The organism is Streptococcus sp. 'group B' (assembly GCF_002073795.1).
Lineage (GTDB): Bacteria > Bacillota > Bacilli > Lactobacillales > Streptococcaceae > Streptococcus > Streptococcus agalactiae.
On sequence record NZ_CP020432.1, the window covers coordinates 1,697,443 to 1,719,118 of the forward strand.

A 21,676-nucleotide genomic window follows, 5' to 3' on the forward strand; every position below is an offset into this window, starting at 1 on the left:
TAGAGTTACAATACCATTTATTTATCAATTTTTCTACAAAATAATAGATTAAGTTAAAACTCCCTTAATAATTTATCCAAAGGAATTTTAGCTTAATAAATTAGAAAACTAATTTAATCAAAATCAATATTTCTTTGAAGCTTTTTTAAGGCCTAGTAAACCAAGTACAATTACTATGAGTGCAATTCCTTTAGCCAGTAAATTATTATTGTCATCACTTGTCCTTGGCAATTCATGTTTTGCCGCTCTAGACATTGGAATCTTAGTTGTTTTCTTCGCTTCCATTTGACTATGAACAAATGGGGTGTCTTTGTACTCCCTTTCATGCCTACAGCTATCACTTGTGGTTTATCCATTTGATGTTTAGATATTTCTTTAAATTCACCATGAACTGCTGGATCAACCTTATGCCCTTTTAACGACTCTGTTTCTTTTTTTAGTTTTGTGTCGTCAGAGCTTTTATGATCATTTTTCAAACGTCTGTCAGAGTTGATTTCTTCCATTGTTTTTACAATTTGTATACTTGTTTCGAAATGGTTATATGCACCATTTTTAAATATCAAACCCTTTATAGTATGATTTCCCACTTTATTATCGACTATTTCTGTCAATAAAATAGAGCTATCCTTATCCAAGTCGAAAAGGTCCGTAATTCCTTTTGGATCTGTTAAAAGGAGAGTTTGTTTTTTCAAATGTGGTTTTAGTTTTGAATCTACTTTAAGGTTTGAAGTTGATAATAATGCTTCAAACTCTCTAACCACAGAACGACCAAGGGGGTCAGATATTTTTGCCGTAAAGCTCACTTTTTTGTCCATGAGTTGGACTGGCTTAATCAATTCCGCAGTCTGATTGTGGGCTAGGGATAATAAATTATCGATAGAGGTAAGATCTTGCATTTGGAAAGAGGTTTTGCGTAAACTTGCTGATAATTCAGGGAAGTTGCCGATTGTTATAATTTTTTCAGTGACTTTACCTGATTTATCAACTGCTGATACTTTGATGACGTAACGCCCTTCGAAACCTTTTAATTGGTAAGAGTCAATACTTTGTCCTTCTGTGTAGGGCTTGCCATTAACAGTTATCATTAAATTTTTAAGGTGATTATCTTCTGCTTTAGCTATAACCACTTTGACTTTTCCGGATAATAAATCTGCTTCATTAATAGTTAACTTCGGTGTATCCACATCATTAACTACCTTATAATGTTCAGAAACGGTATTACCTGATGTATCTACCGCTGAAATCGTAACAATATCTCCTGCTGCTGCTTTTATCTTATGAGTAAATGCTCATCTATTACTGATAAATTCACCACTTGAATATTTAACATCGACGCTATCACCATTAATAGAAAGACCCCAACCTTTTACATTATCAGAAACGTGCCCTTTGATTTCAATTTCTCCATTTTGAGCATAGATTTGACCAGTGATAAAGTTATCTTTGTCAGCAGCTTCTTCTATGTTAGTCTTGTCCAGTTCTAATTTTGGAGGTTGTACATCAACGGTAATATGATAGCCACGACTAAATACCAATTTATCATTCTTATTATAAACCTTCAAATTCATGATGTTATTCCCAGACATAAATTTGACCCATGTGGTTTTAAATGTGTCAGAGTCATCACCATACATATAAATAGGGTTGGATACTGTACGATATGGGTCGGAATGTTTTGGATCTTTAGCGTTCTCATGAAGGTTAACAACTCTTATTTCTGCACGATAGCCATCTTTTAATAAGAGAGAAACACTATGCTCCAAGCTTTCATTTTCAACATTTCGAATTTTATTTACAGTTCGAATTGAATATACCGTTTCTCGAGTTAATAATAAACCATCCTCGATATCAGAAATATTTTCTTCAAAATCAAAATCTTTTTCTTCGTTAAGGTCATCATCGTTATCATCCCAGATATCGTCATCATCTGAACTGGTTGCTTGAGCTTTCATATTGCGATGAGACAGTGACTGTGGTTGTAATGTATTATCTTCCTCACTAGAGTAAGATTTCTCTGATACTTCTTCTGATTCTGATAAAGCAATTTCCTTGTTTGAATTCCCAGCATAGTCTGCAACTTTTATATCCAGATCAGATTCTCTTAACGTTAACTCATCAATATGATAGTGATTTTCGGCAATTTTTTTAACTGTGATAGGCTTTTGTGTCTCTTTATTACGAACAATTACTTCTTTAACACGATGATTATCATGGGTTAAAATATCAAAGCCGTTATTAACTTTTTTAAGAGAAAAAGTTGGTCTTTCATTATCTATTAAAATTGGAAGGTATTGGACTTGATAAGGATCTGTAGGATTTGAACGTGCACGTAACTTAAAGTAATATAAGCCTGGCTTTGCAGCTTTAAAATCACCAGTCTTAGGATCATAAAACTTTCCATCCCAAACTAGCGATGATTCTGTCGTTCTCAAAGCATCATAATATGAGTCTTCTTCCTCATTTCTTGATTTGTAATATTTCTCCACGAAATGTTTCACTGTTATACGACGAAGTATTGGTGAATCGTCTTTTGCTTCTGATACAATAGAGAGGTCAAAATCTGATGCTGAGCGTAATAAAGAAAATCGAGGTGCTACACGCACAACTTTATCGGGAGCTACACGCACATTAGACATAGTAAATAGGGATGGATTGACCTTTTTACTACCTATTTCTTGTCCGATTTCATAAAATTTGTTAGTTCCGTGTCCAACCAAAGTTGCTTGCATCAAGGTCGTTAATTTATTTTTAGAACGACTATCCCACATAGGTGCGTCAAAAATTGGTTCTAAATCCCATGTTCCTGAGAAGCCCATGTAAGGAGCTGAGATATCTTGTCCATCTTTATCTAAAGTTTTGAAATACAAATACCCTTCAGCAAAATCTTGTATAGGTTTTTTTATCTCAAGATCTATATCAAGCTCTATGGCTGATTGCGGTGCTAGTGAGATAACTTTACCCATTTGTAAAGTTGCTCCCTCTATTACTTTAGCGTGAACTGCCTTTAAAACGACATTTTCATACCCCTGATTAGTCACTTTATCAACAATTTTAGTTGTTAAAATCGCTCCTGGTTCAATACTAAAGTTACGACGTTTTTGTCCTGTATTGACCAATTTCAAGGTAAATCTTTTATGGTTCTTAATCTCTTTTATAGAGAATGATCCTGTTTTATCACCAAAAACAAGAACATCGTTAGCTAAAGCTTTTTCTAAGTTAACCATACCTGCACCTTGACGTCGTGGTGAAATTTCTAAAGCTTTATTTAGAGTATCTTTCAAAGGTTGACTTGTATTCATCAAGACAATCTTTGTCAAATCAACGTTTGTCAAACCAGCTAACATTGGAAGTTTTAATGCCATTATTTCAGCTACTTTACTTTTTACTAATGCACTAATGGCAGCTACTTGAGGGGTAGCCATTGAAGTTCCAGACATGTACCCATAGGTACCGTCGTTAAAAGTAGAATAAATATCTTCTCCTGGAGCAACTACATCTGGCTTCAAATGCAAATCTGGTGTCACTCCCCAACTAGAAAAGCCTGAAATTGTAGGATTTGGACGGCGAACAAAGGTTTCTTTAGGTAAAAATTCTAATTTAGCAGTTTTGTTTTTCTTGATGTAGTCAATCAACTGATCACCATCTTTTTTTGATAGACTAATAGCCCATTTACCTTCTGGTATATCATAGTGATAATCAAACATGGGGTGAGTATCAAAATTCCCAGAACTATAATAAGCAGGTTCATTTATCATAATAACCCCTTTAGCAATTCCGATAAAACGTTTTAGCTTATCTTTAACGCCCTCTCCTCCACGCTCAACGACGATAACTTTTCCAGTATAACTTTTAAGGTCCTCTTCTGAGATATCTTTTTTCAACTGGCCTTTACCAACATAGACTAGATCAAATGTTTTATTTTTGAGCATTTTTAATATTGTTTGACTTTTATGTCCCAGTTCTGCATATCCTAATTTAAGATTTCCAACTTTCAAAACATCTAAAAGAAGAGCACTATTTTGAACTGAACCAACTCCAATAACCTTATCAACAGCTGCAACAGACACCATAGCAGCAGTATCTTTTGTTCCCAAAGAGTTGTCAACGACATTATCGTAGGTAGTAGATGAAGCCGAATTACCATAGTTTCCCATTGCTGCTACTACGATAACACCCTTGTCAGTCACCTTCTTAATTGTCTCATACCAAAGTTCACCTGGACGTCCTGTTCCCAAATATCCAAAGCTTAAACTAATAACGTCTGCCCCTCTTTTAGCGGCATCTTCCATTGCATGGAAGACTGCATCAGAGCCGGTCCACTCTGCAGATGGATCTTCTCTATTTGTTGAAATTTTGTACACTAATAACTGTGCATTAGGGGCAACTCCTTTAAAACCATCCTTTGCATTTCCCGCTAAGATACCTGCTAAATGCATACCATGAGGGCGCTGAACGTCGTCTTTCAATTCTAAATTATCGCCTCGTTGATAATTGTATGCAAAAGGAACTTTATTTGTATAAGGAGCCTTAATATCTTTAATACGACGCTTTGCCATCACATCTGGATCATTCTCATCCAATCGCATGGCAGGATGATGGATATCTACACCACTATCAATAGTCGCAATAAGTAGCCCTCTACCGTCAACTTTACTATTTTGTTTAGCTTTTAAACGTGCAGCTAAGACATGTGTCCATTGGTTAGCAGTAAACATTTGAGGTTTTAATACTTGAACTGCTTCAATATGTTTTATCTCTTTAATCTTACCAATTTTTTCAATTTCTTTTTCATCTACTGCTAATGAATAGCCATTAAAAAGGCTACTATAAGTTAACTTAATACGAGTGCCCGGAATTGCTTTAAGGGCTTCATCTACTTTTTCCTTATTTACTTGATCAAATGTTACAATAACGCGCTTATACACTTTAGAATCAGATGGGGGAGTTGGCTTCGTCGAAGCATTATTCACGACATTTTTCATATCCACTTCATTAGCCTTATTAGGCTTATTAGTGTTTTTGTTTTCCTCACTTGAAGGTTGTGATGAAGTATTTAATAACTTTTCACTTGATTGTACTTGCTTTTTAGCCTGTAAAGAGGTTTCATCTTTTTGATTTTTCGTTTGTTCTTGAACGACTTGTTTAACACCAGCAACTTTATGTGCAGGTTGTTCACTCTTTAGTATATTTGAATCTACAGATGATTTATTCTCAAGCTTTTGTGAGTTACTCGAGGCTATTGTTGGAGGGGTTACTGCATTACTTTCAGTACGTGACTGTTTAACTTCGGAAGGCTTGATAGTTGTGTTTTTTTCTAAAAGCTGACTAGTATTCGCACTAGTATGAGGGACTACTGTGTCTGCATCTACCACTACAGAGGTCGCTACCGCATTTACAGCTAAAAACGCAATCAGTACACCGGTTGTTTTTAAAGAAATTCTTTTCATAATTCCACTCATTTTTAAGTTAGATTATTTTATTTGTTAAGCAAGCTTAATTTAAGCACTTTTGTATAGAGTTGTCAATATCTATTTGCTAATTAATGAGTATTTTTTAAGAATTTTTATCTTATTTAGATTAGTTCTTTTTAACCAAACTAAAAAGCTAACTCTACCTGCTAGAGTCAGCTTATTTAATAATCTATAACCTTCTGCTATCTCCTAAAGAGAGAACCAGATGAGAGATAAGTTTAATCGATTGCTTTTAGTTCTAAGATAACATCTCGGATTTGTGCAGCTAGCTCAAAGTCCAATAATTCAGCTGCATCTTGCATTTGCTTTTGAAGAGCTTTAATTTTAGCTTGCCTTTCTTTTTTAGATAAACTACTGTAATCGACAACTTTTTCAGGCTTATCGCTATCATTACTTTTAGTAATAGCAATTAAATCACGGATTTCTTTTTTTATTGTTTGTGGCACAATTCCATGCTTTTCATTATAATCCATTTGTAAACGACGACGGCGAGCGGTCTCATCCATAGCTCTTTGCATAGAATCTGTTATTTTATCAGCATACATAATAACATGACCATTACTGTTACGTGCTGCACGTCCGATTGTTTGGATAAGACCACGCTCATTACGAAGGAAACCTTCCTTATCAGCATCTAAGATTGCAACAAGGGAAACTTCAGGAACATCTATTCCTTCACGTAAGAGATTAATACCAATTAAAACATCAAACACACCAAGTCGTAGATCACGAATAATCTCTGTACGTTCTAAGGTTTTAATATCGCTGTGCATATACTTAACTTTAACTCCCATTTCTTTGAGATAATCTGTTAAGTCTTCTGCCATACGCTTTGTCAATGTTGTAATAAAGGTACGCTCACCTTTTTCAGTCCTCAAATTGATTTCACCAAGCAAGTCATCCATCTGCCCCATACTTGGTCTAACTTCAACTTCTGGATCAAGAAGTCCTGTTGGCCGGATAATTTGCTCAACAACTGTATCTGTTTGCTCCATTTCATAGTCTCCTGGCGTTGCAGATACATAGACAATTTGATGGACATGGCTTTCGAATTCTTCACGACGAAGTGGACGGTTATCTAAGGCAGATGGTAAACGAAAACCGTAATTAACCAACATTTCTTTACGCGAACGGTCTCCATTATACATCCCTTTGATTTGCCCCATTGTCATGTGACTCTCATCAATCATAATCAAAAAATCTTCTGGGAAGAAATCTAACAAAGTAAAAGGTGGCTCACCTTCACTTCTACCATCCATGTGACGTGAGTAGTTCTCAACACCATTTGTATATCCCATTTCACGAAGCATTTCAATATCATATTCTGTCCTTTGTCGAATACGTTGCGCTTCAATCAATTTCCCTTCTTTTTCAAAAAGTTCTACTTGATTTTCCATTTCAGCTTGTATTTTTGAAATAGCTTCTTCCATATGTTCATCATTTGTCATAAAGTGTGTTGCTGGGAAAATAGCTAAATGTTCCACTTCTCCTAGCACACGCCCTGTTAACGATTCTATTTCTCTTATACGATCAATTTCATCACCAAAAAATTCAATTCGAAAGGCATGCTCATCACGACTCGCAGGAAAAAATTCTACAACATCGCCACGAACGCGAAATTTTCCACGTTGAAAATCAATATCGTTACGCTCAAATTGAATATCAACGAGATTGTTCAATAACTGATCACGTGAAATTTCTTGACCTGGCCTAAGGCTAACAACACTGTCTGCATACTCTTTAGGAGAACCTAAACCGTAAATACAAGAAACAGATGCTACAACAATAACGTCATTTCTTTCTAATAACGAAGAAGTCGCTGAGTGACGTAATTTGTCAATTTCGTCATTGACTGAGCTATCTTTTTCAATATAAGTATCCGAAGAAGGCACATAAGCTTCTGGTTGATAATAATCATAATATGAAACAAAGTACTCTACGGCATTGTCAGGAAAAAATTCTTTAAACTCTCCATAAAGTTGACCTGCTAGGGTTTTATTATGTGCAATCACCAAGGTTGGCTTGTTAACTTGGGCGATAACTTGGCTCATTGTGTAGGTTTTACCAGTACCAGTAGCACCTTTTAAAATCTGAGCTTTTTCTCCTCCTTCAATATTGTCAACCAACGTTTCAATAGCTTGAGGTTGATCTCCTGAAGGACTATATTTGGAAACTAATTTAAATCGGTTAGTATCTTTTCTATCTATCATTTCTTTACCTCGATTACTTTATTTTAACATAGAAAAAAGAAAAAGACTGAGCTGCAACACTCAATCTGTTTCTTCAGTCTTAATTAGCCATAGAAGGTATATAATTGCAGCTAAGAGAACAAAAATAGAAATCAAACTTCCTTCTATTCCGAATGCACCACCTGATATCCAGTCCGGTGCGTTTTCTTTAACGGTAAAATGCAAAAGAGATGCTCCTGCTTTCTGACCACTTACTGCAATACCATAGAGATTACCTTGGCTAAAATTCCAAGCTCCATGTAAGGCTGCAACGCTCCAAATATTACCACTTTTAATCATATACAAGGACATTAAAACTCCCGAACATATAATACTTACAATAGAAAGAAAAGTGACATGGGCATTTACCAAGTGCAAAATGCCAAATAAAGTGGATGAGACCCCTATGGCAACAGCTAAATGAAAACGATGATTAATTAGAGGAAGAAGCCACCCTCGTGTTAGCAATTCTTCCGTACCGCTTTGAATAAGCCAAAAAGGAAGGAGAGTTACAACATAGAAAATCGTTGCCTTAGAAACATCATAGCTATGAAAGTCAAGTCCTCCCAATATATAAGCAGTGATGACAGAAATTGAAAATAGAATAAAACCTATACTCCAGCCTTTTATAAGTGACCACAGAGTTCTTTTAAACTTTGTAGAAAAACCCAATTCTGAAAAAGGTCTTTTTTCTACGAATTTTACCCAGATAAGCAAAAGGAATGCTGAAAAACTAAAGGTTCCTAATTCTCCATAGATATTATTAAATAAATTAATAAACTCAAAAAAAGTATAGGAAGAAAACTTATAGAGTACAGAAGACACTAGAACAATTCCCACACCACCTAGAGTTAGACCGACGAAAAAAAATAGGTATACCATAAAACAAGCAAATAACAATAATAGCCATGACGGCCAGTTTTTATAGACAGCGAACTGACTATTTAAAATCCTTTTATTCATAATAATCCTAAATCCTTTTTGTGTGATGACACTAGAACAATTATATCATAATACTAACTAAAGATATATATAAAATTAACATAACATACATGTTACGTTTTCTAACATAGAAATGACATTTTGTTGCTCTATCTTATTTATTTTGATATAATAAAACACATATTTATAAAAAGGAGATTTACATGAAGCACAAGTTAAAAGCTTTTACGCTTGCTTTACTCTCAATATTCTTTGTGTTTGGTGGAAAGGTCAGTGCAGAGACTGTGAATATTGTTTCTGATACAGCATACGCTCCATTCGAATTTAAAGATTCTGATCAAACTTATAAAGGAATCGATGTTGACATCGTTAACGAAGTCGCTAAGCGTGCTGGCTGGAATGTTAACATGACGTATCCAGGTTTTGATGCCGCAGTTAACGCTGTTCAATCTGGACAGGCAGATGCGCTAATGGCCGGAACTACTGTTACTGAAGCACGTAAAAAAGTCTTTAATTTCTCAGATACTTATTACGATACTTCCGTTATTCTTTATACTAAAAATAATAATAAAGTCACAAACTACAAACAACTAAAAGGAAAAGTAGTCGGTGTAAAAAATGGAACAGCTGCTCAAAGCTTCTTAGAAGAAAATAAATCTAAATACGGCTATAAAGTTAAAACATTTGATACAAGCGACCTAATGAATAACAGCCTTGATTCTGGTTCTATTTACGCCGCTATGGACGATCAACCAGTTGTGCAATTTGCGATAAATCAAGGAAAAGCTTACGCCATTAACATGGAAGGCGAAGCAGTTGGTAGCTTTGCATTTGCTGTCAAAAAAGGTAGTGGACACGATAATCTAATTAAAGAATTTAACACAGCTTTTGCACAAATGAAATCAGATGGCACTTATAATGACATCATGGATAAATGGCTTGGAAAAGACGCTACAAAAACAAGCGGCAAAGCAACAGGTAATGCCAATGAAAAAGCAACTCCTGTAAAGCCAAGTTATAAAATTGTTTCTGATTCTTCATTCGCACCATTCGAATATCAAAACGGTAAAGGGAAATATACTGGTTTTGATATGGAATTAATCACGAAAATTGCTAAACAGCAAGGTTTTAAACTTGATATCTCAAATCCAGGTTTTGATGCCGCTTTAAATGCTGTCCAATCTGGGCAAGCTGACGGTGTTATTGCAGGAGCCACAATCACAGAAGCACGCCAAAAAATCTTTGATTTTTCTGATCCTTATTACACATCTAGCGTTATCTTAGCGGTTAAAAAAGGAAGCAATGTCAAATCATACCAAGATTTAAAAGGAAAAACAGTTGGTGCTAAAAATGGTACTGCCTCATATACTTGGTTATCAGACCACGCAGATAAGTACAACTATCATGTTAAAGCATTTGATGAAGCATCTACAATGTATGATAGTATGAACTCAGGTTCAATTGATGCTCTAATGGATGACGAAGCCGTTCTTGCTTACGCTATTAATCAAGGTCGTAAATTTGAAACACCTATCAAAGGTGAAAAATCAGGCGATATCGGATTTGCAGTGAAAAAAGGGGCAAATCCAGAATTAATTAAAATGTTTAACAACGGTCTTGCTTCACTCAAAAAATCGGGTGAGTACGATAAACTTGTTAAAAAATACCTTTCCACAGCCAGCACTTCTTCAAACGATAAAGCTGCTAAACCTGTAGATGAATCAACTATTTTAGGGTTAATTTCTAATAACTACAAACAATTGCTATCTGGTATTGGAACTACTTTAAGTTTAACTCTTATCTCGTTTGCGATTGCTATGGTTATTGGTATTATCTTTGGTATGATGAGCGTATCACCAAGTAATACTCTCCGCACAATTTCAATGATTTTTGTTGATATTGTCCGTGGTATTCCACTCATGATTGTGGCCGCTTTTATTTTCTGGGGTATTCCTAATTTAATCGAAAGCATCACAGGTCACCAAAGTCCAATTAATGACTTCGTTGCTGCTACTATCGCTCTTTCTTTAAATGGTGGTGCGTACATTGCTGAAATTGTACGTGGTGGTATTGAAGCTGTTCCTTCTGGTCAAATGGAAGCAAGTCGCAGCTTAGGTATTTCTTACGGCAAAACTATGCAAAAGGTTATCTTACCTCAAGCAGTACGCCTTATGTTACCAAACTTTATCAACCAATTTGTCATCTCATTAAAGGATACAACAATTGTATCAGCAATCGGACTTGTGGAACTCTTCCAAACTGGTAAAATCATAATTGCACGTAACTATCAATCATTCCGTATGTATGCTATCCTTGCAATTATGTATCTTGTAATCATTACCCTTCTCACCCGTCTAGCAAAACGTTTAGAAAAGAGGCTTAAATAATGGCAGAATTAAAAATTGATGTCCAAGATTTACACAAGTCGTATGGGCAAAATGAAGTTTTAAAAGGTATTGATGCTAAATTTTATGAAGGTGATGTTGTTTGTATTATTGGACCTTCTGGTTCAGGAAAATCAACTTTCCTTCGCACATTGAACTTACTTGAATCAATCACAAGTGGAAAAGTTGTTGTGGACGGCTTTGAGTTATCAAATCCAAAAACAGACATAGACAAAGCACGTGAAAATATCGGAATGGTATTTCAACACTTCAATCTTTTTCCACATATGTCAGTTCTTGAAAACATCACTTTTGCTCCTATAGAACTTGGTAAAGAATCTAAAGAAGCAGCTGAAAAGCATGGGATGGAATTACTTGAAAAAGTTGGTTTAGCCGATAAAGCTAATGCCAAACCAGATAGTTTATCTGGAGGACAAAAACAACGTGTAGCTATCGCAAGAAGCTTAGCGATGAATCCAGATATCTTACTTTTTGACGAACCAACTTCTGCACTTGATCCAGAAATGGTTGGAGATGTTCTCAATGTTATGAAAGATTTAGCTGAACAAGGTATGACTATGTTAATTGTGACACACGAAATGGGATTTGCTCGTCAAGTTGCCAATCGTGTTATCTTTACAGATGGTGGTCGTTTCCTCGAAGATGGGACACCTGAGCAAATCTTTGATACACCTCAACACCCACGTCTCCAAGACTTCCTTAATAAAGTTTTAAACGTTTAATAAAAAAAGATGACTTCGTGTCATCTTTTTTTATATCCTGATCACAAACAAATTATAATAGGATAAGTTTTCTTCTAAAATTAGCAAAACATCAGCTAGAATGTTTGAATAATGTTGCACAAGGGCTTTCAGTATGATAATATAGCAGTATGAAAGACTATATTAACAGAATATTGCACTTTATTAAAGAACATATGACTTATCATGTCAACTTTATAGATGACTTTTTAGATATTAAATGGGAAAAGGTGAGTAACATCCATTTAAGGTTTTGGACAACTATTATTGCTTATCTAGTTATTTTTATCTTAAGTATCTCTACCGTAATTCTTAACCTTGTACTTCTTTTTCAAGGATTCTTAACGCAAAACCCTATTATTTACTTACTATTTTTTATAACTTTAGTTTGTGCTTTTTATTTTGCTTATAAATTTATTACTTATACTCCAACCATTGTAAAAAATGCTCTTCAGTATATCAAAAAGCTCAAAAACGTTTAAAATAATAAAGTAATCTGTACCTTAACACTCTATCAATTATGTTTTAGAGTCTTTTTTCATACCCAAAATAACTAAAAAGGATAGTTACTTAACTATCCTTTTTCTTTTGCTAATTTTTCGCGTTCTAAACGAAGTTTACGATTAGGATTTAATGTGTTAAAGAGTTCTTCTAATTTTTCAGCATTCCAGACATCGGCCGCTGAAACAAAGTTCCCATCTTTATCACGAAATGATATCGGTTTATCTCCCATAAAAAACCTCCAATCAAGTACTGCATTAATCTACAAATTCAAATTCGAAGTTACCTATACGAACAATATCTCCATCCTTAGCTCCGCGCTCTCGAAGTGCTTCATCAACGCCCATACCACGTAACTGACGAGCAAATTTCATTATTGATTCATCGCGTTCCATATTTGTCATAACAAAGAGTTTTTCTAGCTTATCACCATACAATACCCACGTTGCATCATCATCACGTGTAATCTCAAATGGACGTTCATCTTCGTTAAATCCATAGTATGCTTCATCTTCTTGCATGTCAGTTTCGTCATAAAGAAGAAACTCTTCTGTATTGGCTAATAATTTAGCCGTCGCATCCATAAGGTTCTCTAGTCCTTGATGTGCTAAACTTGAAATTGGAAAAATCATAGGCATGTCATCAAACTCATCATAGTTTGCAGCTAATTTTTCTTTGAATGCTGCCAAATTCTCTTCTGAATCAGGCATATCCATTTTATTGGCAACAATAATTTGCGGACGTTCCATCAATCGAAGATTGTAAGTTTCCAACTCATTATTAATTGAAATATAGTCATCGTAAGGGTCTCGTCCTTCACTTGCCGACATATCAATAACATGTAGAATAACACGTGTACGCTCAATATGTCTAAGGAACTGAGTTCCTAATCCGACACCTTGACTAGCCCCTTCAATCAAACCAGGGAGATCAGCCATTGCAAAGCTATCACCTGATTTTGTACGAACCATCCCTAAATTAGGGACAATTGTCGTAAAATGATAGGCACCAATTTTAGGCTTTGCTGCTGAAACAACACTAAGTAGCGTCGACTTCCCAACTGATGGGAAACCAACGAGACCAACATCAGCCAAAATTTTTAATTCTAATTGTAATTCACGTTCTTCGCCAGGCTCCCCATTTTCAGCAATTTCAGGAGCTGGATTACGTGGGGTTGCAAAGCGAATATTTCCACGACCACCGCGGCCACCTCTGGCTACAACGAATTCCTGATCATGCTCCACAAGGTCGGTAATAACCTTACCTGTATTAGCATCACGAACAGTTGTTCCAGGTGGTAATGACACAATAAGGTCTTCTGCACCTCGACCGTGCATACCTTTAGTCATCCCTTTTTCACCAGCTTTTGCTTTAAAATTACGGTTATATCGAAAATCCATCAAAGTTCGTAAACCTTCGTTTACTTTAAAAATGACCGATCCGCCTTTACCGCCATCACCGCCCCACGGGCCTCCATTGGGGACATATTTCTCACGGCGAAAAGCAACCATGCCATCACCACCGCGACCTGCCTTAACACTAATTTTGGCAGTATCTAAAAACATACTCATTTCTAAAATTCCTATTCTTTATTCTATTCAGTATAAAAAAACGCTTTACAGCGTTTCTCATTACATGATTGCACTAATAGCACCAAATACCAAACCACCAACTGTTACTAGTACCATCAAAATAACAACAAAAAGAGTTAGTTTTTCAAACCCAGTTTTTTTTCGTTGTCCGTTATCTCCAAAAGCCACTCATGTCACCTCATTTACTGAATATATAGTTAAGTCTATATTAACACGAAACGTCTTATTTCGCAAACTACAAACCGTTAGCTTAAATATATCTTTATTAAATCGCTTCCATATTTCCTTGTGCTTTATAAGAGTTTATGATAAATTATAAAAAATAGTAAATTTAAAGGAGCTAGTATGGTTTTACAAGATTTCGACAACCTTTTAAAAAAATATGCCCAATTAATTATTTCTAAAGGTTTAAATGTCCAAAAAGGGCACACTCTCGCTTTAACAATCGATGTGGAACAAGTCCACTTAGCAAGGCTTTTAACTGAAGTCGCTTATGAAAAGGGAGCAAGTGAAGTTATTGTTGATTATACAGATGATTTTATCACGCGCCAGCGACTACTTCATGCTTCAGACGAAGTTCTCACGAATGTTCCACAGTATACCGTTGATAAATCTTTAGCGCTATTAAATAAGAAGGCTAGTCGATTAGTTGTGAAATCTTCTAACCCTAACGCTTTCGCTACTGTTGATCCTAAACGTTTATCTAAAACAACTAGAGCAACCGCTATTGCCTTAGAGGAACAAAGTAGAGCAATACAAGCTAATAAAGTATCTTGGAACGTGGCTGCAGCTGCTGGTAGAGAATGGGCTGCACTTGTCTTCCCAGAATTAAAAACAAGCGACCAACAAGTTGATGCTCTTTGGGATACCATTTTCAAATTAAATCGTATTTATGAAGATAATCCTATTGCTGCTTGGGATGCACATGAAGCTAAATTATTAGAAAAAGCTACTAGACTAAATCAAGAACAATTTGATGCTCTTCATTATACCGCACCAGGTACAGATTTAACGCTTGGTATGCCTAAAAATCACATTTGGGAGGCAGCCGGTAGTCTCAACGCTCAGGGAGAGACTTTTATCGCTAATATGCCTACTGAAGAAATCTTTTCAGCACCTGATTACCGTCGTGCAGATGGGTATGTGACAAGTACAAAACCTCTCAGTTATGCTGGCGTTATTATCGAAAATATGACGTTTACTTTTAAAGACGGTAAAATTATCAATGTCACTGCAGAAAAAGGGCAAGAAACAATCCAACGCTTGATCGAGGAAAATGATGGGGCAAGATCGCTTGGGGAAGTTGCACTTGTCCCACATAAAACACCAATTTCACTGTCTGGACTAATTTTCTTTAATACTTTATTCGATGAAAATGCCTCTAATCACCTCGCTATTGGATCTGCATATGCCTTCAATGTAGAAGGAGGAACAGAAATGACAAGTCAAGAATTGGATGAAGCTGGTTTAAATCGTTCTTCAACACATGTTGATTTTATGATTGGTTCAGAACAAATGGATATTGATGGTATTCGTGCAGATGGAACTGCTGTCCCAATCTTTAGAAATGGCGAATGGGCTATTTAAATATAAAAAGGAGGTTAGTCCTCCTTTTTATATTTAATAAAGTTTCATTTTCTTATTGTAAAGACTTAATGATAACAGAATAATCCCTCCCGTAGATGCTATTACAGTATCTGAGTGGCTATCTCCTGTTTTAGGAAGTTCCTTTTTAGGCTTACTGTGGCCTTTTTTCTCATCATTTGCTTTTGAAGATGATGATTCATCGCGATCCACTTCTTCTTGATCACTACTTGCTTTACTAAAATTCTTAATACTATCTTCTGAAATTAATACTTTTGTTCCACTAGAAATATCCTTATTATTGCCAATTTCTGTCTTCGTGCTCCCATCAGGCTTGTTCTCTTCACTAGGTGAGGGTTGCGATGGTTCTGTTGTAGGTGGATTAGTTGAGGGATTTGTTTCTGGTTCACTTGATGAACTTGATTCATTTTCAGAAGAAGAACCAGTACTAGACTGGTCTAGTTCATCTGATCTTTTCTCCTCAGATAAGGTCGTAGTCACGACACTCGTGTCAGTATTCTTATCACTTGTATCAGCATAACCGATTGATGAATAAGTAGCACATGTTAAGACAGTAAGTGCTACCATCGTTAAAATCTTATTTTTCACTTTCATATTATTTCCTATTTTATAATTCCTTACATCTTCATTATAATTTATTACAACATAAAAATCGAAAATATGATACTAAAAAGTGAAAAATAGGAATTATTTTACATTACAATCAACTTTTCTGATTCTTTTTTGTTACAAAGCTAAAACAAGCTAATAAAAGGGTTACTACTAAAACTGGAGATAGACTTGATTCTGTATCACCTGTTTTAGGAAGTGCTTTTTGATATGCCATTACGGATGGTTTATTTTTAACAGACGATTTCATCCATTTTTTAGAGATAGATACTTGAGTAACTTGTGAATTTTCTTCTAAATTTACTAATGATGAATGAGCTTTAAAGAGGGAGTTAGTAGGCTGTATTAGGTCAGCAGATGGTTTCACTTCTTTATCTATTATTCTTTGCCATTTAACATTAAAACCATGATGTTTTTCAAAGAAAGTTGCAAATTTAATTAATACCATATCATAGTTTGCACCTGCCATTAACATCGTCCCTATGGGTAAACCAGACTCAGATAAGTAAGTCGGGATACTGATAGCTGGGAGTCCTGTCATATTAGCAATTGGTGTAAAAGGTGTTCTACGCAACATAGGCTCCCACTGGCGATTAAAGAGAGCAATTCTTTCTTCTTGGCTCAAGTTTTCCATATTATAAATCGCTCTTTTATCTTTCTCTGTTACATATGGATCTGTATTTAGAGGGGCTAAACTTGCGGTCGTTGGCGATAAGAAAATAGGAAATTGCTTGTGAAGCTTCTCCATTGCCTTACGATAATCATCCATATGTTTTTGGGCTTCCACAATAGATTTCTTAAGTTCAGCCTTATCTGAATTTTGATAAATAACATGAACTGCCCAAGTAATGGGATCAACGTCTTCTTTAGTAAAACCATGTTTTTTTAAGTCTTTTTCAATTGTTGAAAAAGCTCCTCCCATGCCAATAGCCAAGGTTGAATAATCACGCATTAATGCTCTACCATCAATTGGTAAATCTATCTCTGTCACTTTGAATCCTTGTTTTCTTAAGAATGTGACGTTGTCCATAATAGCATTTTTAGCATCTTGACTAACTTCTGTTCCCATTGGTGATTTCAAAGTATAAGCAATTGGTAAAGATTTTAAATCATTAACTGATACTAGCGTTTGATCGCTTTTCTTTAGGTAAGTTAACAATGTTTCTGCGTCTCTAGATGACTTAGTTAATGGAAAATGAACTGCTGTACTATACGAATCTGGCTTTTCATTACTCACCAATCCTCTTGTTGGTTTTAAACCTACTAAGCCCGTCCAAGAAGATGGAATACGGATAGAACCACCAGCATCACTGCCGCTAGCAATTGGCGTCATTCCGCTAGCAATAGCTGCTGCACTTCCACCAGAAGAGCCACCAGCGTTATGAGCAAGATTCCAAGGATTATGCGTTGGACCGTATAATTTAGAGTCTGTTATATTACGCCACCCATACTCTGGAAAATTCGTTTGTCCTAAAATAATAAATCCTAAATCTTTATATTTTTTGACATAGCTACTGTCAAATGTGCTAATTTTTCCATCTGCATAGATCAAGCCATTATTGGTTTCACCACCTTTAATACTGTGCCCTAACCCCTTGACTAACAAGGGAACACCTAAAAACGGCTGATTAGTATCTTTAAGTTTTCTAGCCTCTTCAATGGCTTCTTGGCGTCTAGTAGTAATGACTGCATTTAAAGATGGGTTTTCTTTAGCGATAATATCGTATGCCATATTGACGAGTTCCTCACTAGTAACTTGACCACTTCTCACCATGTTGGCTAAATCTTGACCATCTTTTTGTTTGTATGTCTCTTCAGTTAACTTAGTAGAAGGACTCTCAACGACAGGACTTGATTGAGTTGTTTTTAAAGCATCTGGAGCTGAAATATGAGGCGTGTCAACTGTTGTAAGCGCCGCAGAATTAGCTGGTTTTACTTGACCTATTACAGATTGTCCTGATTCTGATGCAAATTTTGCGGTAGGATTACTGTCATTAGTTTGAACGATAGTATTTGTAGTAGGAGCTACTGAAGCACTTGTCTCAGTACTATTAGCATAGCTACTGCTAGTATTCATTGCAGTAGCTAACGTTAAAACCGTCACCGTATTAAGAACAAAGTATTTACGTTTCATTTCATCTTCCAATCTAAAAAAGTATACGTTTACATTATAATCTAAGTGTTATCAAATTGCTAAAATATTAACTGTTATTTTATATTAAGTAATTTCTCAAAGTAAGTTCCGTCTGCCCTCCAAAACCGGAAGTTAGTGTGAAAAGGATTTTTATGGTGGAATTAAGTCTGAGACGTTTGGGTTAGAAATGAGTTTATCCATCATGACAAAACACAAACACCTAACTCTCTCAGACCGTAATGACATCCAATCTGGTTTGGATAGAGGAGAAACCTTTAAAGCCATCGGGCTTAATCTACCGAAACACCCTACTACTATCGCAAAAGAAGTCAAACGAAATAAGCAACTAAGAGAATCAACCAAAGACTGCCTAGACTGTCCGCTACTAAGAAAAGCTCCCTATGTTTGTAATGGGTGTCCAAAGAGAAGGATCAACTGTGGTTACAAGAAGACCTTCTATCTTGCTAAGCAAGCTCAAAGAAACTATGAAAAACTTTTAGTTGAATCTAGAGAAGGAATCCCTTTGAACAAAGAGACCTTCTGGAAAATAGATAGAGTGCTTTCTAATGGGGTTAAGAAGGGCCAACGTATCTATCATATCCTCAAAACCAACGATCTAGAAGTGAGTTCTTCAACCGTTTATCGACACATCAAGAAAGGCTACCTATCCATCATACCAATCGACCTACCCAGAGCTGTGAAGTTCAAAAAAAGGCGAAAGAGCACACTCCCTCCTATTCCAAAAGCGATTAAAGAAGGGCGACGGTACGAGGATTTTATAGAACACATGAACCAATCAGAGCTGAACTCCTGGCTTGAAATGGACACGGTTATTGGACGGATTGGTGGAAAGGTCCTTCTCACCTTCAATGTCGCCTTCTGTAACTTCATCTTTGCCAAACTGATGGATTCTAAGACAGCTATCGAAACTGCTAAACACATACAGGTCATTAAGAGGACACTCTATGATAACAAGAGAGACTTCTTCGAACTCTTTCCTGTTATCCTAACGGATAATGGTGGGAAATTCGCTAGAGTGGATGATATTGAGATAGATGTTTGTGGACAGTCTCAACTCTTCTTTTGTGACCCTAATCGGTCTGACCAGAAAGCAAGAATCGAGAAGAATCATACCCTCGTGAGAGACATACTACCTAAGGGGACTTCCTTCGACAACTTGACTCAAGAGGACATTAATCTGGCACTATCTCATATCAACAGCGTTAAGAGACAGGCTCTAAATGGTAAAACGGCTTATGAGCTATTCTCTTTTACTTACGGAAAAGACATCGCAAGTATACTCGGTATTGAGGAAATTACTGCGGAAGACGTCTGCCAATCTCCCAAACTATTAAAAGACAAAATCTAACCTAATCAACTAACTGATACAACCTAAACGTCTCACACTAACTTCAACCATAGCGGAACTTAATCTGAAACGCTTTCAGATGAGGATGTTTTCTTGTACCCTTTTTTTGCGATTTTTAACTCTGAAAACCTATGAAATCAAGTATTATAAAAACCAACGGAACTTAGTCTGAGACGGATTTTCGTTGGTTTTTATTGGTTTTTATCAGACTAAATTCCATTTCTACTAGAGGTGGAACTTACTTTGAGAATTTAGCTTATTTTATATTATTGCATATGTTTTTCTAATTTTTCTATTTCTTTTATTGTTAGCCGTCTCCATTGTCCACTTTCTAGCTGTTTATCTAATTGTAGATTTCCCATACTTAGACGCTTTAGCTCTAAGACTTCCTTGCCACACGCAGCAACCATACGTTTAACTTGATGGAATTTTCCTTCCTTAATAGTGATTTTAACAAGACTCTGCTTCTTCACCTGATTTACTTCCACAATTTCTAATAATGCTGGTAAACAAGTAAAATCTTTCAGAATAATCCCTTTATCAAATGCCAAAATATCGTCTTCTGTCATTATCCCTGAGATTTTTGCCTCATAGCATTTATCAACGTGTTTTTTAGGTGATAACATTTTATGCGCTAATTCCCCATTATTAGTTATTAACAAAAGGCCTGTTGTATCAATATCTAAACGCCCCACTGGAAAAACAGCTTTATCTCGAGCAGTTTTGTCTAGCAAATCTAATACGGTTTTATGCGAAGGATCATCCGTTGCTGATATAACACCTTTGGGTTTATGAAGCATATAATAAACAAACTTTTCATATGACACTAGAGTTCCATTATATTTAATCTCATCTCTATATTCATCTACCTGTACTTTTGGAGATGTCTCGCTATTACTATTAACACTAATCTGCTTTTTTTTCAATATTAATTTGACTTGAGTACGTGAACCAAGTCCGCATTCTACTAAAAATTTATCAAGTCTCATTTAGATGTTATAACCTCTTTCGATAATGATATATTGTAAAGGATTTTACCATACTCATCCTTTATTACTACTTTTCTAGTAATACTATCATTAATATATTCTCCTCGTCAATGGAGGTCTTAATGTTTTTCTTAACTTTAAGGAACTATCCCACATAAAAAAGATGGAAATACATTTCCATCTTTTCTTATTAAAATGAGACATTATCTGGATCTTTGGGTTTAATACCTGAATCTAGTTGTATTAAGGTAGCAATATCATCTTCGTTTAATTGAAAATCAAAAATATCAAGGTTTGCTTCAATATTTTTGGGAGTCGCTGACTTAGGTAATGGTAAAAAGCCATTATCAAGTGACCAGCGAAGAGCTACTTGTGCAACTGATTTACCATATTTTTCAGCAATAGCTTTTATAGATTCATTTTCAAAAATAGTACCTGTTCCAAATGGACTGTAAGCTTCTAATAAGATATCATTTCCTTTACAGAAGCGAACCAAATCTTCTTGAGCACAACCTGGTGCTAGGATAATTTGATTAACCATAGGTTTTATTTCGGCGGTTTCAAATAAAGCCTCTAAGTGATGTTTCATGAAATTCGAAACACCAATAGCTTTTACCTTTCCTTCTTTATAAGCTTCTTCCATCGCTTTCCAAGTGCCTGCATTCCCAGCTTTCCACGCATCATTTTCACGAAGAGCTTTTGGATTTGGCCAATGAATCAAAAGAAGATCAATATAATCAACACCTAATTTCTGCAGAGATTCATCAATAGAAGCTTTGGCTAAATGATAGTCATGTTTGTCATTCCAAATCTTAGTTGTCAAAAAGATACTTTCTCGCGCCAAACCACTGTCTCTTATAGCACGTCCAACACTATGTTCATTACCATAAATCTGAGCAGTATCAATATGAGTATAACCAACTTTTAAAGCATGAGTCACTGCTTTATAAGCTTCTTCACCTTCAGTTAGTTGCCATGTCCCAAAACCAATTTTAGGAATGTTAAGAGTATTCGATAGAGTATATGTTTCCATAACAATCTCCTTTTCTATGTGACAAAAATGAATTTCATAGTGAAAAACATCTATTTTA

The 21,676-nt window shown here is 35.7% G+C and carries 17 protein-coding genes; 5 read left to right on the forward strand and 12 right to left on the reverse strand.

Annotation, left to right across the window (positions count from 1 at the left end):
• Nucleotides 1–123 precede the first annotated feature (123 nt).
• The 5 genes from A6J68_RS11765 to A6J68_RS08865 all read right to left on the reverse strand — a co-directional run bounded on the left by A6J68_RS11765 (nucleotide 124) and on the right by A6J68_RS08865 (nucleotide 8,662).
• Complete coding sequence (locus tag A6J68_RS11765; RefSeq protein ID WP_413081255.1) at nucleotides 124–198, reverse strand: hypothetical protein; 75 nt, start codon at nucleotides 196–198, stop codon at nucleotides 124–126.
• Nucleotides 174–1,184, reverse strand: a complete 1,011-nt coding sequence (locus A6J68_RS11695) for a peptidase (RefSeq protein WP_263969670.1) — start codon at nucleotides 1,182–1,184, stop codon at nucleotides 174–176. Before A6J68_RS11695 ends, A6J68_RS11765 begins: the two co-directional genes overlap by 25 nt.
• A 105-nt stretch (nucleotides 1,185–1,289) precedes the next feature.
• Nucleotides 1,290–5,447 (reverse strand): S8 family serine peptidase, encoded by a 4,158-nt coding sequence (locus tag A6J68_RS08855; RefSeq protein WP_000822655.1) that lies wholly within the window; start codon nucleotides 5,445–5,447, stop codon nucleotides 1,290–1,292.
• A 242-nt stretch (nucleotides 5,448–5,689) separates the two neighbouring features.
• The gene (gene uvrB, locus A6J68_RS08860) at nucleotides 5,690–7,681 is read right to left on the reverse strand and encodes an excinuclease ABC subunit UvrB (protein ID WP_000567070.1); all 1,992 of its coding nucleotides are present in this window, start codon (nucleotides 7,679–7,681) and stop codon (nucleotides 5,690–5,692) included.
• Between the two features lie 60 nt (nucleotides 7,682–7,741).
• Nucleotides 7,742–8,662 carry a CPBP family intramembrane glutamic endopeptidase gene (locus tag A6J68_RS08865; RefSeq protein WP_001042316.1) on the reverse strand — a complete coding sequence of 307 codons (921 nt, stop codon included), beginning with the start codon at nucleotides 8,660–8,662 and terminating at the stop codon, nucleotides 7,742–7,744.
• Nucleotides 8,663–8,844: 182 nt separating this feature from the next.
• On the opposite strand from A6J68_RS08865, the gene A6J68_RS08870 reads away from it, so the two are divergent.
• The 3 genes from A6J68_RS08870 to A6J68_RS08880 all read left to right on the forward strand — a co-directional run bounded on the left by A6J68_RS08870 (nucleotide 8,845) and on the right by A6J68_RS08880 (nucleotide 12,268).
• Complete coding sequence (locus A6J68_RS08870; RefSeq protein ID WP_000681010.1) at nucleotides 8,845–11,028, forward strand: ABC transporter substrate-binding protein/permease; 2,184 nt, start codon at nucleotides 8,845–8,847, stop codon at nucleotides 11,026–11,028.
• The gene (locus A6J68_RS08875; protein WP_000818887.1) at nucleotides 11,028–11,768 is read left to right on the forward strand and encodes an amino acid ABC transporter ATP-binding protein; all 741 of its coding nucleotides are present in this window, start codon (nucleotides 11,028–11,030) and stop codon (nucleotides 11,766–11,768) included. Before A6J68_RS08870 ends, A6J68_RS08875 begins: the two co-directional genes overlap by 1 nt.
• A 149-nt stretch (nucleotides 11,769–11,917) precedes the next feature.
• A complete protein-coding gene (locus A6J68_RS08880) occupies nucleotides 11,918–12,268 on the forward strand; it encodes a hypothetical protein (protein WP_000656279.1) in 351 nt (116 codons plus the stop codon).
• A 92-nt stretch (nucleotides 12,269–12,360) separates the two neighbouring features.
• Here A6J68_RS08880 and A6J68_RS08885 read toward each other — a convergent pair whose 3' ends face one another.
• The 3 genes from A6J68_RS08885 to A6J68_RS08895 are packed head-to-tail and all read right to left on the reverse strand — an operon-like array spanning nucleotide 12,361 to nucleotide 14,047.
• Nucleotides 12,361–12,519, reverse strand: a complete 159-nt coding sequence (locus A6J68_RS08885) for a hypothetical protein (protein WP_000502594.1) — start codon at nucleotides 12,517–12,519, stop codon at nucleotides 12,361–12,363.
• A 25-nt stretch (nucleotides 12,520–12,544) separates the two neighbouring features.
• Nucleotides 12,545–13,858: a GTPase ObgE gene (gene obgE / locus A6J68_RS08890; RefSeq protein ID WP_000061657.1), complete on the reverse strand. Its 1,314-nt coding sequence runs from the start codon at nucleotides 13,856–13,858 to the stop codon at nucleotides 12,545–12,547.
• A gap of 60 nt (nucleotides 13,859–13,918) precedes the next feature.
• Nucleotides 13,919–14,047 (reverse strand): DUF4044 domain-containing protein, encoded by a 129-nt coding sequence (locus A6J68_RS08895; protein WP_000863865.1) that lies wholly within the window; start codon nucleotides 14,045–14,047, stop codon nucleotides 13,919–13,921.
• 177 nt (nucleotides 14,048–14,224) lie between these two features.
• Between A6J68_RS08895 and A6J68_RS08900 the strand changes: the two genes are divergently transcribed.
• Nucleotides 14,225–15,466, forward strand: coding sequence for an aminopeptidase (locus tag A6J68_RS08900; RefSeq protein ID WP_000244050.1), 1,242 nt, complete (start codon nucleotides 14,225–14,227; stop codon nucleotides 15,464–15,466).
• Nucleotides 15,467–15,499: 33 nt separating this feature from the next.
• On the opposite strand, the gene A6J68_RS08905 is transcribed toward A6J68_RS08900, so the two are convergent.
• A complete protein-coding gene (locus tag A6J68_RS08905; RefSeq protein ID WP_001873953.1) occupies nucleotides 15,500–16,078 on the reverse strand; it encodes an LPXTG cell wall anchor domain-containing protein in 579 nt (192 codons plus the stop codon).
• A 109-nt stretch (nucleotides 16,079–16,187) separates the two neighbouring features.
• Complete coding sequence (locus tag A6J68_RS08910) at nucleotides 16,188–18,227, reverse strand: amidase family protein (RefSeq protein ID WP_000824628.1); 2,040 nt, start codon at nucleotides 18,225–18,227, stop codon at nucleotides 16,188–16,190.
• Between the two features lie 202 nt (nucleotides 18,228–18,429).
• Here A6J68_RS08910 and A6J68_RS08915 point away from each other — a divergent pair, with 202 nt between their 5' ends.
• Nucleotides 18,430–19,596: an IS30-like element ISSag9 family transposase gene (locus A6J68_RS08915; RefSeq protein ID WP_105253176.1), complete on the forward strand. Its 1,167-nt coding sequence runs from the start codon at nucleotides 18,430–18,432 to the stop codon at nucleotides 19,594–19,596.
• A gap of 266 nt (nucleotides 19,597–19,862) precedes the next feature.
• Here the strand turns inward: A6J68_RS08915 and A6J68_RS08920 are convergent, their stop codons facing one another.
• Both A6J68_RS08920 and A6J68_RS08925 read right to left on the reverse strand, forming a co-directional pair.
• Nucleotides 19,863–20,585: a pseudouridine synthase gene (locus A6J68_RS08920; protein WP_001234928.1), complete on the reverse strand. Its 723-nt coding sequence runs from the start codon at nucleotides 20,583–20,585 to the stop codon at nucleotides 19,863–19,865.
• 190 nt (nucleotides 20,586–20,775) lie between these two features.
• Nucleotides 20,776–21,618, reverse strand: a complete 843-nt coding sequence (locus A6J68_RS08925; protein WP_000451359.1) for an aldo/keto reductase — start codon at nucleotides 21,616–21,618, stop codon at nucleotides 20,776–20,778.
• Nucleotides 21,619–21,676: the final 58 nt, after the last annotated feature.

Bases quoted from the DNA above. Each gene is read 5' to 3' on its own strand.
- A6J68_RS08855 (WP_000822655.1), bottom strand. From the start codon at position 5,447: ATGAAAAGAATTTCTTTAAAAACAACCGGTGTACTGATTGCGTTTTTA.
- uvrB (WP_000567070.1), bottom strand. From the start codon at position 7,681: ATGATAGATAGAAAAGATACTAACCGATTTAAATTAGTTTCCAAATAT.
- A6J68_RS08865 (WP_001042316.1), bottom strand. From the start codon at position 8,662: ATGAATAAAAGGATTTTAAATAGTCAGTTCGCTGTCTATAAAAACTGG.
- A6J68_RS08870 (WP_000681010.1), top strand. From the start codon at position 8,845: ATGAAGCACAAGTTAAAAGCTTTTACGCTTGCTTTACTCTCAATATTC.
- A6J68_RS08875 (WP_000818887.1), top strand. From the start codon at position 11,028: ATGGCAGAATTAAAAATTGATGTCCAAGATTTACACAAGTCGTATGGG.
- A6J68_RS08880 (WP_000656279.1), top strand. From the start codon at position 11,918: ATGAAAGACTATATTAACAGAATATTGCACTTTATTAAAGAACATATG.
- A6J68_RS08885 (WP_000502594.1), bottom strand. From the start codon at position 12,519: ATGGGAGATAAACCGATATCATTTCGTGATAAAGATGGGAACTTTGTT.
- obgE (WP_000061657.1), bottom strand. From the start codon at position 13,858: ATGAGTATGTTTTTAGATACTGCCAAAATTAGTGTTAAGGCAGGTCGC.
- A6J68_RS08900 (WP_000244050.1), top strand. From the start codon at position 14,225: ATGGTTTTACAAGATTTCGACAACCTTTTAAAAAAATATGCCCAATTA.
- A6J68_RS08905 (WP_001873953.1), bottom strand. From the start codon at position 16,078: ATGAAAGTGAAAAATAAGATTTTAACGATGGTAGCACTTACTGTCTTA.
- A6J68_RS08910 (WP_000824628.1), bottom strand. From the start codon at position 18,227: ATGAAACGTAAATACTTTGTTCTTAATACGGTGACGGTTTTAACGTTA.
- A6J68_RS08915 (WP_105253176.1), top strand. From the start codon at position 18,430: ATGACAAAACACAAACACCTAACTCTCTCAGACCGTAATGACATCCAA.
- A6J68_RS08920 (WP_001234928.1), bottom strand. From the start codon at position 20,585: ATGAGACTTGATAAATTTTTAGTAGAATGCGGACTTGGTTCACGTACT.
- A6J68_RS08925 (WP_000451359.1), bottom strand. From the start codon at position 21,618: ATGGAAACATATACTCTATCGAATACTCTTAACATTCCTAAAATTGGT.